The organism is Mediterraneibacter sp., from assembly GCF_030825015.1.
Lineage (GTDB): Bacteria > Bacillota > Clostridia > Lachnospirales > Lachnospiraceae > Mediterraneibacter.
The window spans coordinates 231,534-245,057 of the sequence record NZ_JAPJQP010000001.1; the positions used below are offsets into that span (position 1 = coordinate 231,534).

The 13,524-nt window shown below is 40.5% G+C and carries 8 protein-coding genes and 2 tRNA genes; 7 read left to right on the forward strand and 3 right to left on the reverse strand.

Features of this window, described 5'->3' with window-relative positions:
- Positions 1–14 precede the first annotated feature (14 nt).
- The 4 genes from ptsP to RCH61_RS01085 all read left to right on the forward strand — a co-directional run bounded on the left by ptsP (position 15) and on the right by RCH61_RS01085 (position 6,587).
- Positions 15–1,637 carry a phosphoenolpyruvate--protein phosphotransferase gene (ptsP, locus tag RCH61_RS01070; RefSeq protein WP_306479616.1) on the forward strand — a complete coding sequence of 541 codons (1,623 nt, stop codon included), beginning with the start codon at positions 15–17 and terminating at the stop codon, positions 1,635–1,637.
- Between the two features lie 325 nt (positions 1,638–1,962).
- Positions 1,963–3,279, forward strand: coding sequence for a putative DNA modification/repair radical SAM protein (locus tag RCH61_RS01075; protein ID WP_306479617.1), 1,317 nt, complete (start codon positions 1,963–1,965; stop codon positions 3,277–3,279).
- Positions 3,280–3,335: 56 nt separating this feature from the next.
- On the forward strand, positions 3,336–4,121 hold the full coding sequence (locus RCH61_RS01080) for a TIGR03915 family putative DNA repair protein (RefSeq protein WP_306479618.1): 786 nt from the start codon (positions 3,336–3,338) through the stop codon (positions 4,119–4,121).
- 78 nt (positions 4,122–4,199) lie between these two features.
- Positions 4,200–6,587, forward strand: a complete 2,388-nt coding sequence (locus tag RCH61_RS01085; protein WP_306479702.1) for an ATP-dependent DNA helicase — start codon at positions 4,200–4,202, stop codon at positions 6,585–6,587.
- Positions 6,588–6,589: 2 nt separating this feature from the next.
- On the opposite strand, the gene RCH61_RS01090 is transcribed toward RCH61_RS01085, so the two are convergent.
- A complete protein-coding gene (locus tag RCH61_RS01090) occupies positions 6,590–7,480 on the reverse strand; it encodes a LysR family transcriptional regulator (protein ID WP_306479619.1) in 891 nt (296 codons plus the stop codon).
- 107 nt (positions 7,481–7,587) lie between these two features.
- Between RCH61_RS01090 and RCH61_RS01095 the strand changes: the two genes are divergently transcribed.
- Together RCH61_RS01095 and RCH61_RS01100 are read left to right on the forward strand one after the other, a co-directional pair.
- Positions 7,588–8,289 (forward strand): TIGR01906 family membrane protein, encoded by a 702-nt coding sequence (locus tag RCH61_RS01095; protein WP_306479620.1) that lies wholly within the window; start codon positions 7,588–7,590, stop codon positions 8,287–8,289.
- 138 nt (positions 8,290–8,427) lie between these two features.
- Positions 8,428–12,183: a phosphoribosylformylglycinamidine synthase gene (locus tag RCH61_RS01100; protein WP_306479621.1), complete on the forward strand. Its 3,756-nt coding sequence runs from the start codon at positions 8,428–8,430 to the stop codon at positions 12,181–12,183.
- 157 nt (positions 12,184–12,340) lie between these two features.
- On the opposite strand, the gene RCH61_RS01105 is transcribed toward RCH61_RS01100, so the two are convergent.
- Together RCH61_RS01105 and RCH61_RS01110 are read right to left on the reverse strand one after the other, a co-directional pair.
- A tRNA-Met gene (locus RCH61_RS01105) sits at positions 12,341–12,414 on the reverse strand.
- A 40-nt stretch (positions 12,415–12,454) separates the two neighbouring features.
- Positions 12,455–12,527 (reverse strand) — tRNA-Val (locus RCH61_RS01110).
- Between the two features lie 349 nt (positions 12,528–12,876).
- Here RCH61_RS01110 and RCH61_RS01115 point away from each other — a divergent pair.
- A complete protein-coding gene (locus tag RCH61_RS01115; protein ID WP_306479622.1) occupies positions 12,877–13,524 on the forward strand; it encodes a hypothetical protein in 648 nt (215 codons plus the stop codon).

Sequence of the window (13,524 nt, forward strand, 5' to 3'; positions counted from 1 at the left end):
AGAATTTATAAATTATGATTATAATAAAAGGAAAAAGTGTATTTGGCGGCGTTTCTATCGGAAAGATCATGTTCTATAAGAGAAATGAAAAAGTGATCAAAAGAACGCACGTAGATGATGTCGATGCAGAGTGGAAGAGATTCTGCGATGCAAAGGATACGGCAGTGTCCCAGTTAAAAGAATTGTATGATAAAGCAATCGAAGATGTCGGAGAGGCAAACGCTATGATTTTCGAGATCCATCAGATGATGCTTGAAGATCTTGATTATCTTGAGTCGATCGAGAATATTATCCGTACGCAGGAAGTGAATGCAGAGTTTGCAGTGGCGACGACGGCTGATAATTTTGCACAGATGTTTGCGGCAATGGATGACGCTTACATGCAGGGACGAGCAGCAGATGTGAAGGATGTATCCGAACGTGTATTGGATATTTTGTGTGGAGTATCCGGCGGTATGAAGGAGATGACAGAGCCGTGCATCATTGCAGCTGATGATCTTGCTCCAAGTGAGACGGTACAGCTTGATAAGAGCAAAGTTCTTGGTTTTGCCACAATGTACGGATCTTCAAACTCACATACGGCAATTCTTGCCCGTACAATGAATATTCCGGCGGTGATTGGACTCGGGGAAGATCTGTTGGCAGAATATGATGGGAAAATGGCGGTGATCGATGGATTCACCGGTATGTTATACATTGATCCTGATGAAGAGACGATGAAAGTCATGGAAGAAAAGCGGGCGAAAGATCAGGAACAGAAAGCGCTTCTTGAGCAGCTTAAAGGAAAAGAAAATGTAACGAAGAGCGGACAGAAGATCAATGTATATGCAAACATTGGTAATGTTTCGGATGTTGGTGCAGTTTTGAAAAATGATGCCGGCGGTATCGGTTTGTTCCGAAGCGAATTCCTCTATTTGGAAAATTCGGATTTCCCGACAGAAGAGCAGCAGTTTGCAGTATATAAGCAAGTTGCGGAAAACATGGCAGGTAAGAAGGTAATCATCCGTACATTGGATATTGGTGCGGACAAGCAGGTGGATTATTTCGGACTTGATAAAGAAGAAAATCCGGCTCTTGGATACCGTGCTATCCGTATTTGTCTGACACGGAAAGAGATTTTCAAGACACAGCTTAGAGCTCTTTACCGCGCAGCTATGTTTGGAAATATTTCTATTATGTTCCCGATGATTATTTCGGTTTCGGAAGTCCATGAGATTAAAGCAATCATTGCGGAAGTGAAAGAAGAACTTAAAAACGAAGGAATTCCGTTTAAAGAGGATGTAGAACTTGGTGTTATGATCGAGACTCCTGCTTCTGTTATGATCAGCCGTGAGTTGGCAAAAGAAGTGGATTTCTTCAGTGTAGGTACAAATGACCTTACGCAGTATACACTGGCGATTGACCGTCAGAATGCAAAGTTAGATAAGTTTTATGATCCGCACCACCCGGCAGTTCTTGCCATGATTAAGATGGCGGCAGATAATGCACATGCGGAGGGCGCTTGGATTGGTATTTGCGGTGAGCTTGGAGCAGATCTTGAATTGACAGAAGAGTTCCTTAAGATGGGACTGGATGAGTTGTCAGTATCTCCGGCTATGGTACTGCCGCTTAGAAAACGTATCAGAGAATGCGAATAAAGAAAAAACAGACTGCAGATAAACAGTAGTGTAATGAAAGCTGATTTCAAAACGGTGAGTTGAATGACTTGTCGTTTGAAACCGGCTTTTTTTGTAATGGCGGCGAGTCAAAGTTCGGGATTGTCCGAGACCTTGATGACCACTTACAATCCCGGAGTGTGCCTTTTGCACTTTCGGTGATTGTGCTGCATTTTATATTATGGAGAGAAGGTAAAAAATAAAATAGATTAAACAAGAAGGAAGTCTTGAAAAAGACGAACGTATGTGCTATCATAAAACCGAACAAATGTTCTTTTGACATTTAGAGAGAAAGGGGCAGCATACGATGTGGGAACGAATACAGACGGAAATGACTTTGGATGAAAAATTGGAAATCTTATCAGATGCGGCAAAATATGATGTATCCTGTACATCAAGCGGCGTTCAGAGAAACGGAGATGGAAAAGGGATGGGGAATTGCCGAAAAGCAGGGATTTGTCATAGTTTTTCAGCAGATGGACGCTGTATATCTTTATTGAAAATTCTTCTGACAAATGAATGTATTTATGACTGTAAGTATTGTGTGAATCGCTCGACCAATGATGTAGTGCGAACCTCCTTTACTCCAGAAGAAGTATGTACTTTGACGATGGAATTTTATAGGAGGAATTATATAGAAGGGTTATTTCTAAGTTCAGGGGTTTTAAAAAGTCCGAATTATACGATGGAACTTTTATATGCAGTGTTATATAAGCTGCGTCATGAGTATAAATTTCAAGGGTATATCCATGTGAAAGCGATACCTGGGGCAGATCCCCGGATTCTTCAGATGACAGGATACCTTGCGGACAGGATGAGTGTGAACATAGAACTTCCTACTGCGGAAAGTCTTCGCCTTCTTGCTCCGCATAAAACGAGAAAAAATATTCTTTCGCCAATGCGTTTTGTGCAGCAGATGTCAGCGGAAAACCGACATGATATTCAGCTCTATCGCCATGCACCGGAATTTGTTCCGGCAGGACAAAGTACGCAAATGATCATAGGCGCTACACCGGAGTCTGATTATCAGATCCTTCACGTGGCGGAGTCTTTATATAAAAAGTTTGATCTAAAAAGAGTGTTTTACTCTGCTTTTGTTCCGGTTAATGAAGACAAACATCTTCCATCGGTCAAAAATCAAGGACCGCCGCTTTTGAGAGAACACCGACTTTATCAGGCTGATTGGCTGCTTAGATACTATCATTTTGAGGCAGGGGAATTATTGGATGAGGAATGTCCGAACTTTAATATATATCTTGATCCAAAATGCTGCTGGGCGTTAAAGCATTTGGAAATATTTCCGGTTGAGATAAATAGAGTTGATTATTATACGCTTCTTCGGGTTCCGGGGATTGGCTATAAATCGGCATCCAGAATTGTGAAAGCAAGAAAGATGGGGATGCTTGATTTTGAAGATTTGAAAAAAATGGGCGTTGTTTTAAAGCGGGCGCTTTATTTTATCACATGTAAAGGGAAGATGATGTATCAGATTCGAATGGATGAAGACTATATTACACGAAATTTACTCAATACAAAAGAAAAGCTTCCTGAAGGAACGGAAAGTATGAGTTTTAGACAGCTATCGCTGTTTGATGATATGGGGATTGGTTCGCAACATGCATAAAATATTGTTTATTTCTATATTGAATCATTAGTGATCTGAAGGAAGGAGGAGGGATCGTGAAGCAGATTTATATATGTGAAGATACAATAACCGGACTTTATTCAGCGCTGCATGATGCATGGAAGGAATGTAGAAATGCGGAAGCGGGTATTGAATTAAAAGGCAGAATACAGCAGCAGCTTTTCTGTGAATATAAAATTGTAGAGGAATCAGAAGAAAAAGCTGTGAAATTAGAAAGGATGATAAAGCGGTATCTTGGGTATAACGCTTATTGGGAGATTTATCATGCGTTGTTATCAGCGGATGCTGGAAAGGGAACAGCGGTATTTGAAGTGATGCAGGAAGCGCGTAATATCCGGTATAGTGAAAAGGTGATGGAACATTTGAGCAATTCATCAGTAGCGGATGTCTTTTCTATGAGCAGAAGCGTGTCGAATGAGGCGCACCGATATGAAGAATTTATCCGTTTCAGAGAACTTAAAAATGGCATTTTGTTTTCGGAGATCACTCCGAAATCCCAGATACTGACATGTATTGCAGACCATTTTGAAGACCGTTTTCCTTTGGAAAATTGGATGATTTATGATAAAACGCATAAGGTGAGTTTGGTTCATGAAATGAATAAGAGATGGCGGCTTGTATGGGGAGGTCTTTCCGATGAGGGCGTTGTGAAGAATGTATCGGAAGAAGAGTATGGATACGAAATGCTTTGGAAACGATTCTTTCATTCGGTTTCGATTAAAGAGCGGGAGAATCCAAAATGTCAGCAGACCCATCTTCCTTTTCGGTATAGAGAAAAAATGACGGAATTTAGTTGTGCCGGAGAAAAAATAGGATTATGATAGAGCTATCATGAAAATTAGAAATGCGGATGAAGCGAGATTAGAGAAATATATATAGATATCCGTTTGATGATTTTAATGAAATATAAAGAGACAGAACAGGCAGAGATATTATTGAGAGATGAAGTGAAAACAGTTCGTGTTTCCGTGCGAAATTTAGTTGAATTCATTTTGCGGGAAGGCGATATTGATAATAGAAGAACCGGGATGTCTGATAAAGATGTAATGGCAATGGGAGGAAGACTTCACCGAAAAATACAAAGACAGATGGGCGCGGATTATCATGCGGAAGTAGCGATGAAACTGCAGATTCCGTGTGGCGAGTTTGAAATTAGAGTAGAGGGACGGGCTGACGGAGTTATTATAAAGGGAGATTCGCAAGAAGTAGTCATTGATGAGATCAAAGGTGTTTTGAGGGATCCGAATCAGATAGAGAAGCCGGTTAATGTCCATCTTGCACAGGCAAAATGTTATGCGTATCTATATGCGGAGCAGCATGGACTTTCGGAGATTAGCGTACAGATGACATACTGTAATTTAGATACTGAAGAGATCCGACGTTTTCTATATAAATATAAATATGAAGTTTTGAAAAGCTGGTTCGAAGAATTGATCGGTAATTATGAGAAATGGGCGAGATTTCAGATCGAGTGGGAGAAGAAAAGGAATCAGTCGATTCAATCAGTGGAATTTCCTTTTGCATACCGAAAAGGGCAAAAAGAGGTTGCTGTAGCGGTTTATCGGACGATCTTAAGAAAAAAGAAACTGTTTCTTCAGGCGCCTACCGGAGTTGGAAAAACAATGTCTACGTTATATCCTTCTGTAAAGGCGGTAGGAGAAGGATTAGGCGATAAAATTTTTTATCTGACGGCAAAAACAATTACAAGAACTGTGGCGGAGCAGGCGTTTCACATTCTTGGAAGACAGGGTCTGCAGATGAAAGTAATTACACTTACTGCAAAAGAAAAAATATGCAAATGCGAGGAGACAGAATGCAATCCAGATTCGTGTCCTTATGCGAAAGGTCATTTTGATCGTGTAAATGATGCCGTATATGACACGATTGTGAATTTTAACGAGATTACAAGAGAGGTTGTTGAACGGCAGGCAGAAAAATATCGTGTGTGTCCATTTGAAATGTCTTTAGATATTTCTACATGGGTAGATGCTGTTATATGTGATTACAATTATGCATTTGATCCTACAGCTCATTTGAAACGTTTCTTTTCTGAAACTTCGGGAGGAGAGTATATTTTCCTAATTGATGAAGCTCATAATCTTGTTGAACGCGGCAGAGAAATGTACAGCGCACAATTATATAAAGAAGATTTTTTGGAATTAAAAAAGATGATGCGTACGAAGGATGTGGTGCTTTCAAAAAAGGCGGAGGAAGTGAATCGGATTTTTCTTGCTTTAAAAAGAGAGTGCGAAAATTATATGGTTTTGACAAGTGTCTCTCATTTGGCAATAAAATTACTGAACCTCTTATCAGAAATGGAACGTTTTTTAGAGCAGCCTTCTGATGAAGAAAAAAGAGAACAAGTTTTAGATTTGTATTTTAGAGTAAAAGAATTTGTGGATATCTATGATATTTTAGATGAAAACTATGTGATATATAGCGAGTATCAAAAAGACGGACGATTTATGGTGAAGCTATTCTGTGTGAATCCGGCAGCGAATTTGCAGGCATACTTAGAATATGGAGCAGGGACAATTTTCTTTTCTGCGACACTTCTTCCGGTGCGATATTATAAAAAGCTTTTATCAGTTGAGAAGGATGACTATGCAATTTACGCGGATTCTCCGTTTCCGAAAGACAGCAGGCTTCTTTTGATCGGCAGAGATGTAAGTACGAAATACACGCAGCGGGGGCAGAAAATGTATGAGCGTATTGCGGAGTATATCGGAAGAGCAGCAGATAGTAAAAAAGGAAATTATATGGCGTTTTTTCCATCTTATCGTGTGATGGAAGAAGTGTACGATATTTTTTCTGATAAATGCAGATCGATTTCTTCCATCATTCAGGCACCATATATGAGTGAGGAGGAAAGAGAAGGATTTCTTGAAGAATTTAATGTTCCAAGAGAAGGAAGCTTTGTAGGTTTTTGTGTAATGGGAGGAATTTTTTCGGAAGGGATCGATTTGACAGAGGACAGGCTGATTGGAGCTATTATTGTAGGAGCCGGACTTCCGCAAGTGTGTAATGAGCGGGAGATTGTAAAGCGGTATTTTCATGCAGAAGGAACAAGCGGCTTTGATTATGCTTATCTGTATCCGGGAATGAATAAGGTTCTTCAGTCGGCAGGAAGGGTGATCCGTACGGAAACGGATCGCGGGATGATATTATTGCTTGACGAAAGATTTTCTGCATGGCAGTATCGGGAATTGTTCCCAAGAGAATGGAGTAATAACCGATACTGCACGGCAGAAACATTAGGAGATTATATGAAAAAGTTTTGGGAGTGATCCTAAACTGTTTTATCGCGGAAATAACTTAAGAATTCCATGGAAGCACGGGACAAGGGCAGATGTTCGTTATACGCGATAGCCAGTTCTCTTTCAGGAAGTTCTTCTTTGGTGTGTAAAATGAAAATGTCATCACTTTCGGGAGAGATGCAATAGTCCGGCACAAAAGCAATTCCAAGTCCTATGCGGGCAAGGTCAATCAGCAGATCATTGCTTGTAAGTTCGATTTCGGGAACAAGATCAAGCTGATGCTGTTGAAAGACCTGGTGGAGGAATTCATTTGTTGTACTGTTTTTGTCCAACATGAGGATGGGGTATTTCAGCAGTTGTGAGAAAGTTAGAGTTTCTCCTTTTAATTCCTGGAAAGTTTTTCCGGCGATAAAGACATCTTTGAATTTTTTAATTCGCATAACGGAGGTGGTTGTTCCGAGGTGATTGTTTGGAAAATTTACAACTGTGAGGTCTACCAATCCGTTCCGCAGAAGTTCTGCACATTTCATAGAGGTTTGATTGATTACTTTGATATGTGCTCCTGGAAAGGCCTTGTGAAAACGCTCTAAATAAGGAATCAGGAAATAGCGGCATATGGTGTCGCTGGCGCCGATTCGGATCTGTCCGCCTGTTGATGCCGCATCGAGAAGTTGTGTTTCTCCTTTTTGGATTAGATTCATGGCAGGTTCTACATGGCGCATAAGAATTTCTCCTTCAGGAGTTAATTGTACTTTTTTCGTGCTTCTTATAAAAAGCGTTTGATCTAATTTCCGTTCCAGTGTTTTAATAGATTGGCTGACTGCGGATTGTGAGATGTAAAGCTGCTTGGATGCCTCTGAAAAGTTTAAGGTGGAAGCAACGTGATAAAAGACTTTATAAAGTTCATAATTAATATCGATCATTATTAGACCTCCTAATAAATACTATGTGTATTATAAGATATATTTTATAAAAACACAATAAATTTCATCTATAGTTGTAAAGTTTTAAAACATAAAGGGGAAGTGATATGAAACAGAGAAAAAGAGAAATTGCACAATATTTTGCGGGACTTGTATTTTCCCTGTTGATGATTTTTGTACTTTTGATTTCTGTATTTGAGTTTGTACTGTATTCGGATATGGATGTTTACAGAAAAGAATATGAAAAGTACGAGGTGCTGGATGAACTGGATATGACGATGGAGAATGTCATGTATGTGACCCGGGAAATGATGGATTATTTGCGGGGCGACAGACAGACATTGTCGGTTATCACAGAAGTTGATGGAAAAAAGCAGGACTTTTTCAATGAGCAGGATCGTTTTCATATGGAAGAAGTAAGAGACATTTTTGTTCGTGGCTTGCATGGGAGAACTGTGGCGTTCGCTGCCGCGGCAGTTTGTTTTGCGTTATTGCTTATAAGCCGTGCGAATCTTAGAAAAATTCTCTGTCGGACATATCGGACTGCTGTGCTTATAGCTATACTCCCTGTTGTGGGGCTTGGAATTGCTGCAGCAGTGGATTTTAATGGGGTTTTTATAAAATTTCATCATATCTTTTTTGATAATGATTTATGGCTTTTTGATCCGGCAGAAGATTTTATGATTCGAATGCTTCCGGAAGGTCTTTTTTATGATATGGCGTTTAGAGTGGGCGGTTTGTTTGCGGGGATCCTTGTTGTGTTGTTTTTGCTGAGTATTTTTGTGGGAAAAAGGAACGAAGAGAGATAAAATGAAAAGAAGAGCAGTCAAAGAGAAAAATAATTAGTAGTTCTTATTAGAAACTTTAGTTATATTAATTATACTAATGATGTGAAGTATGGTACGATACAAACAGAGGTTTTCAGTTAAAAGTGGAGGAGACAACATATGAGTAATGTGAAACGTGTATTTGTAGAGAAGAAGCCGGAGTTTGCTGTTGCAGCAAAAGAGCTGGGTCATGAAATCCGCCATTATCTTGGAATTACAGATGTGACGGGAGTGCGTGTGTTAATTCGATATGATGTGGAAAATATTTCAGATGAAACTTTTGAAAAGGCATGTCAGGGTGTATTTTCGGAGCCGCCTGTAGATATTCTTTATAGAGAAGTATTTGATGTGTCAGATGCGGATCACAGTTTTTCTGTAGAGTATCTTCCGGGACAGTTCGATCAAAGGGCAGATTCGGCAGAACAGTGCATAAGATTTATTAAAGAAGATGAAACACCGGTGATTCATACGGCAACAACATATGTGATTGAAGGTGCAATTTCTGAAGAAGAATTTGCTGCTATTAAGACGCATTGTATCAATCCGGTTGATTCGCGAGAAGCCGATGAGAAAAAACCGGAAACTCTTGTGACAGTTTTTGATGAGCCGGAAGATGTTATTGTGTTTGAAGGTTTTAAAGAAATGCAGGAAGCTGAATTGGAGAAACTTTATGCTTCTTTGGGGCTTGCGATGACTTTTAAAGATTTCCTTCATATTCGTAATTATTATAGAGATGAGGAACATAGAGATCCTACAATGACAGAGATCCGAGTTCTTGATACTTATTGGTCGGATCATTGTCGTCATACGACGTTTTCAACGGAATTAAAAGAAGTATCTTTTGATGAAGGGTATTACAGAAAGCCGATCGAAGATACGTATAAGGCATATTTGAAAGATCACAGTGAGATTTTTGCGGGCAGAGAGGACAAGTTTGTCTGCCTTATGGATCTTGCTTTAATGGCGATGCGCAGATTGAAAAGAGAAGGAAAGCTTCAGGATCAGGAAGAATCAGATGAGATTAACGCCTGCAGTATTGTGGTACCGATCAAAGTGGATGGCGTGGAAGAGGAATGGCTGATCAACTTTAAAAACGAAACTCATAATCACCCGACAGAGATTGAGCCGTTTGGCGGTGCGGCTACCTGTCTGGGCGGCGCGATTCGTGATCCTTTGTCAGGACGTACTTATGTATATCAGGCAATGCGTGTAACAGGAGCGGCGGATCCGACTGTATCTGTAGAAGAAACATTAAAAGGAAAACTTCCGCAGAAGAAGCTCGTGCGCGGCGCGGCATCTGGTTACAGTTCTTATGGTAACCAGATCGGATTGGCAACAGGTCTTGTGAAAGAGATCTATCACCCGGATTATGTTGCGAAAAGAATGGAAATTGGAGCGGTTTTAGGAGCGGCTCCGAGACGGGCGGTGATCAGAGAAAATTCAGATCCGGGAGATATTATCATTCTCCTTGGAGGACGTACAGGACGTGATGGCTGTGGAGGAGCAACTGGTTCTTCCAAAGTGCATACAGAGGAATCGATTGAGACATGCGGCGCTGAAGTGCAAAAAGGAAATCCTCCGACAGAGCGTAAGATTCAAAGATTGTTCCGACGAGAAGAAGTAAGCCGGCTGATTAAAAAATGTAATGATTTTGGCGCCGGCGGAGTATCCGTGGCAATCGGAGAACTGGCGGACGGATTGAGAGTTGAACTAGATAAAGTGCCGAAGAAATATGCAGGACTTGACGGAACAGAAATTGCAATTTCCGAATCTCAGGAAAGAATGGCAGTTGTTGTAGATTCGAAAGATGTAGAGGAGTTTATGTCTTATGCGAAGGAAGAGAATCTGGAAGCAACGGAAGTTGCGGTAGTTACAGAGGATCCGAGGCTTGTGCTTGTATGGAGAGGAAAAGAGATTGTGAATCTTTCCCGTGCATTTCTCGATACAAACGGAGCGCATCAGGAAACTTCGGTTGAAGTGGAGATGCCGGATAAGGAGAAAACACTTTTTGCAAAAACACCGGTTGCTGATGTGAAAGAGCAGTGGATGAATGTATTAAGCGATTTAAATGTATGTTCTCAAAAAGGTCTTGTTGAGATGTTTGACGGTTCGATTGGAGCAGGTTCGGTATTTATGCCGCATGGCGGAAAATACCAGATGACAGAAACACAGGCGATGGTTGCGAAAGTTCCGGTGCAGAATGGAACAACAGACAGTGTATCTATGATGAGTTATGGATTTGATCCATATCTTTCAAGCTGGAGTCCGTACCATGGAGCTGCATACGCAGTTGTCGAATCTGTTGCGAAGATCGTTGCTGCGGGCGGAGATTATCGCAAGATCAGATTTACATTCCAAGAATATTTCAGAAGAATGTCAGAAGATCCGAAAAGATGGAGTCAGCCTTTTGCAGCGCTTCTTGGAGCTTATGCAGCTCAGATTGGGTTTGGACTTCCGTCAATCGGAGGAAAAGACAGTATGTCGGGAACATTCCAGGATATTGATGTTCCGCCTACTTTAGTTTCGTTTGCTGTAGATATGGCGGTGGAAAAAGAAATTATTACTCCTGAATTGAAGGAGGCGGGAAATAAGCTTGTATGGCTGAAAGCAGATCGTGATGAATATGATCTTCCGGTTTATGATCAGATAATGGATCGATATGGTAAGTTTACGGAAGATATTAGAAATGGAAGAATTGTTTCTGCTTATGCTCTTGACAGACACGGTATTATTTCAGCGGTCAGCAAAATGGCATTTGGAAATCAGATGGGTGTATGCATTGACAGTGGTTTGGATCAGGCAGAGATGTTTGCGCCGGCATTTGGTGATATTATTGCCGAGGTGAAAGCAGATATGTTTGAAGAGCTGGCGGGTGAATATACTCTGATCGGTGAAGTTACAACTGAAAAGACGTTTGTGTATGGTGATGTGAAGATTGCGATGGCAGATGCAGTGGAAGCGTGGACGAAACCGCTTGAAAAAGTATTTGCAACAAAATCAGCAGAAAGTTCCGATACAGCGGTAGAAGAAAAATTGTATCATGCTTCCGATGTTCATGTATGTAGTCATAAGATCGGACAGCCTACAGTATTTATTCCGGTATTCCCTGGTACAAACTGTGAGTACGACAGTGCGCGGGCTTTTGAGAGAGCCGGAGCAAATGTGATTACAAAAGTATTCAGAAACTTAGATGCAGAAGATATTCGTTCTTCGGTAGAAGAATTTGAAAAAGCGATTGCTAAAGCGCAGATTATTATGTTCCCGGGAGGATTCAGCGCAGGGGATGAACCAGATGGATCTGCGAAGTTCTTTGCTACGGCGTTTAGAAATGCAAAGATCAAAGAGGCAGTGGATAAGTTGTTGAATGAGCGTGACGGACTTGCATTGGGTGTATGTAACGGTTTTCAGGCTTTGATCAAGTTGGGACTCGTTCCGTATGGACAGATTGTCGGACAGACAGAGGATTCTCCGACCTTGACATACAATACAATCGGACGTCATATATCAAAGATGGTTTATACGAAAGTGGTTACAAACAAATCACCGTGGCTTGCAGAAGCCAAGCTTGGAGGCGTGTATACAAATCCGGCATCTCATGGAGAAGGAAGATTTGTTGCAAGTGAAGAATGGCTTGATAAATTGTTTGCAAATGGACAGGTAGCGACACAGTATTGTAGTCCGGATGGACACATTACAATGGATGAGGAGTGGAATGTCAACGGCTCTTACCGTGCGATCGAGGGAATTACAAGCCCGGATGGTCGTGTTCTTGGAAAGATGGCTCACTCTGAGAGACGCGGCGATTCTGTGGCAATCAATATTTACGGAGAGCAAGATCTTAAGATCTTTGAATCCGGTGTGAAATATTTTAAATAAAATAATTGAAAAGAGCGGAAGTAAAATAAAAAGCAGGGTATACGAAAGTATGCTCTGTTTTTTATGGGTGCGTTTGGTCAAGTACATTTTTATTACGAGTGAGAAATATTAGTCAGAAAAAAGAAAAACTCCAAGAATACCTTGGAGTCTTAGTGAGTAGCGGAAACTGGATTTGAACCAGCGACACCACGGGTATGAACCGTGTGCTCTAGCCAACTGAGCTATTCCGCCATAAGTTGAACAATAAATTGTTCACAATATTTGTAAATCATGGGGCCTATAGGGCTCGAACCTATGACCCTCTGCTTGTAAGGCAGATGCTCTCCCAGCTGAGCTAAGACCCCATATTGTTTGGGTTTCAGAAGCTTTTCCGTAACCCGCTCCGCTATTATACTATTATTTTTCATCAAATGTCAACACTTTTTTTGAAAAAATTTAAAAAGTTTTTTGAGGAGAAAAATGTAAAAGTAAATTCCGGTTTTCCTTTGGACATGTCATACGTGTTTTTAGTATGTGTTTTTGCTTTATCAACCTGTGTAATAAGGGACGGGATGTTAATGGGGCACTGTAAAAGGCGTATTATGTGAATACCATTTTCTGAGTATTTCTAAACAGTATTTTCTGAACAATGCTTTAAGGGAAAAAGAAAATATGTTACAATGAAACACAGAATAATTACGGAGGAAAAGTGAAATGAATAAAAAGGGAGGATATATATTTCGCATTGTTTTAGGCGGATATTTGGCTTGGCTGGGGATCAGGATGTTAATAGAGGTGACGAAGGAAAGACCTAACAATATGATTTTTATGGGCGTGATGTCTGTGATTTTTATATTAATTGGTTCGTCATATGGAATCTATTATTTAAAAAAGCTGTTTGATTTGAAAAAAGAAAGTTCGGGAATTGAAGAGGAAAAAGAGGAAGCGGAGACTCCGGTGAAAGAATTAACAGAACGGAAGGCACTGGAGACGATTTCGTTGAAAAAAGAACAAAATGAGAAAGAGAAAACGGAAACAGCGCCGGATGCAGCGGCTGAATCAAAGCAACAGACAAAAGAGACGGAAAAACCGGATGAAAGAGAGAATGCTCAGGAAATACGCTTCGAAGAAAAGACTGATGGAGACAGTCAAAAGTCGGAAGATGAAACAGATAAAGATGGAGTGGAAAAATCAGATGTGCAAGATAAGCATAAAGCCGAAGACAGGGCAGACAGCGATGCATTGAAAGAAGAGAAACACAGGAAAGATACAGAAGAGCAAGAAAAATCTTTAGTAATACAAATAGAATCAGAAAAAAATGTAATAGAAAACGAAATAGAAAATGATTATGAGGAGAGATGA

Excerpts from the sequence above, each read along its gene's own strand:
- ptsP (WP_306479616.1), top strand. The coding sequence starts at position 15 with ATGATTATAATAAAAGGAAAAAGTGTATTTGGCGGCGTTTCTATCGGA.
- RCH61_RS01075 (WP_306479617.1), top strand. The coding sequence starts at position 1,963 with ATGTGGGAACGAATACAGACGGAAATGACTTTGGATGAAAAATTGGAA.
- RCH61_RS01085 (WP_306479702.1), top strand. The coding sequence starts at position 4,200 with ATGAAATATAAAGAGACAGAACAGGCAGAGATATTATTGAGAGATGAA.
- RCH61_RS01090 (WP_306479619.1), bottom strand. The coding sequence starts at position 7,480 with ATGATCGATATTAATTATGAACTTTATAAAGTCTTTTATCACGTTGCT.
- RCH61_RS01095 (WP_306479620.1), top strand. The coding sequence starts at position 7,588 with ATGAAACAGAGAAAAAGAGAAATTGCACAATATTTTGCGGGACTTGTA.
- RCH61_RS01100 (WP_306479621.1), top strand. The coding sequence starts at position 8,428 with ATGAGTAATGTGAAACGTGTATTTGTAGAGAAGAAGCCGGAGTTTGCT.
- RCH61_RS01115 (WP_306479622.1), top strand. The coding sequence starts at position 12,877 with ATGAATAAAAAGGGAGGATATATATTTCGCATTGTTTTAGGCGGATAT.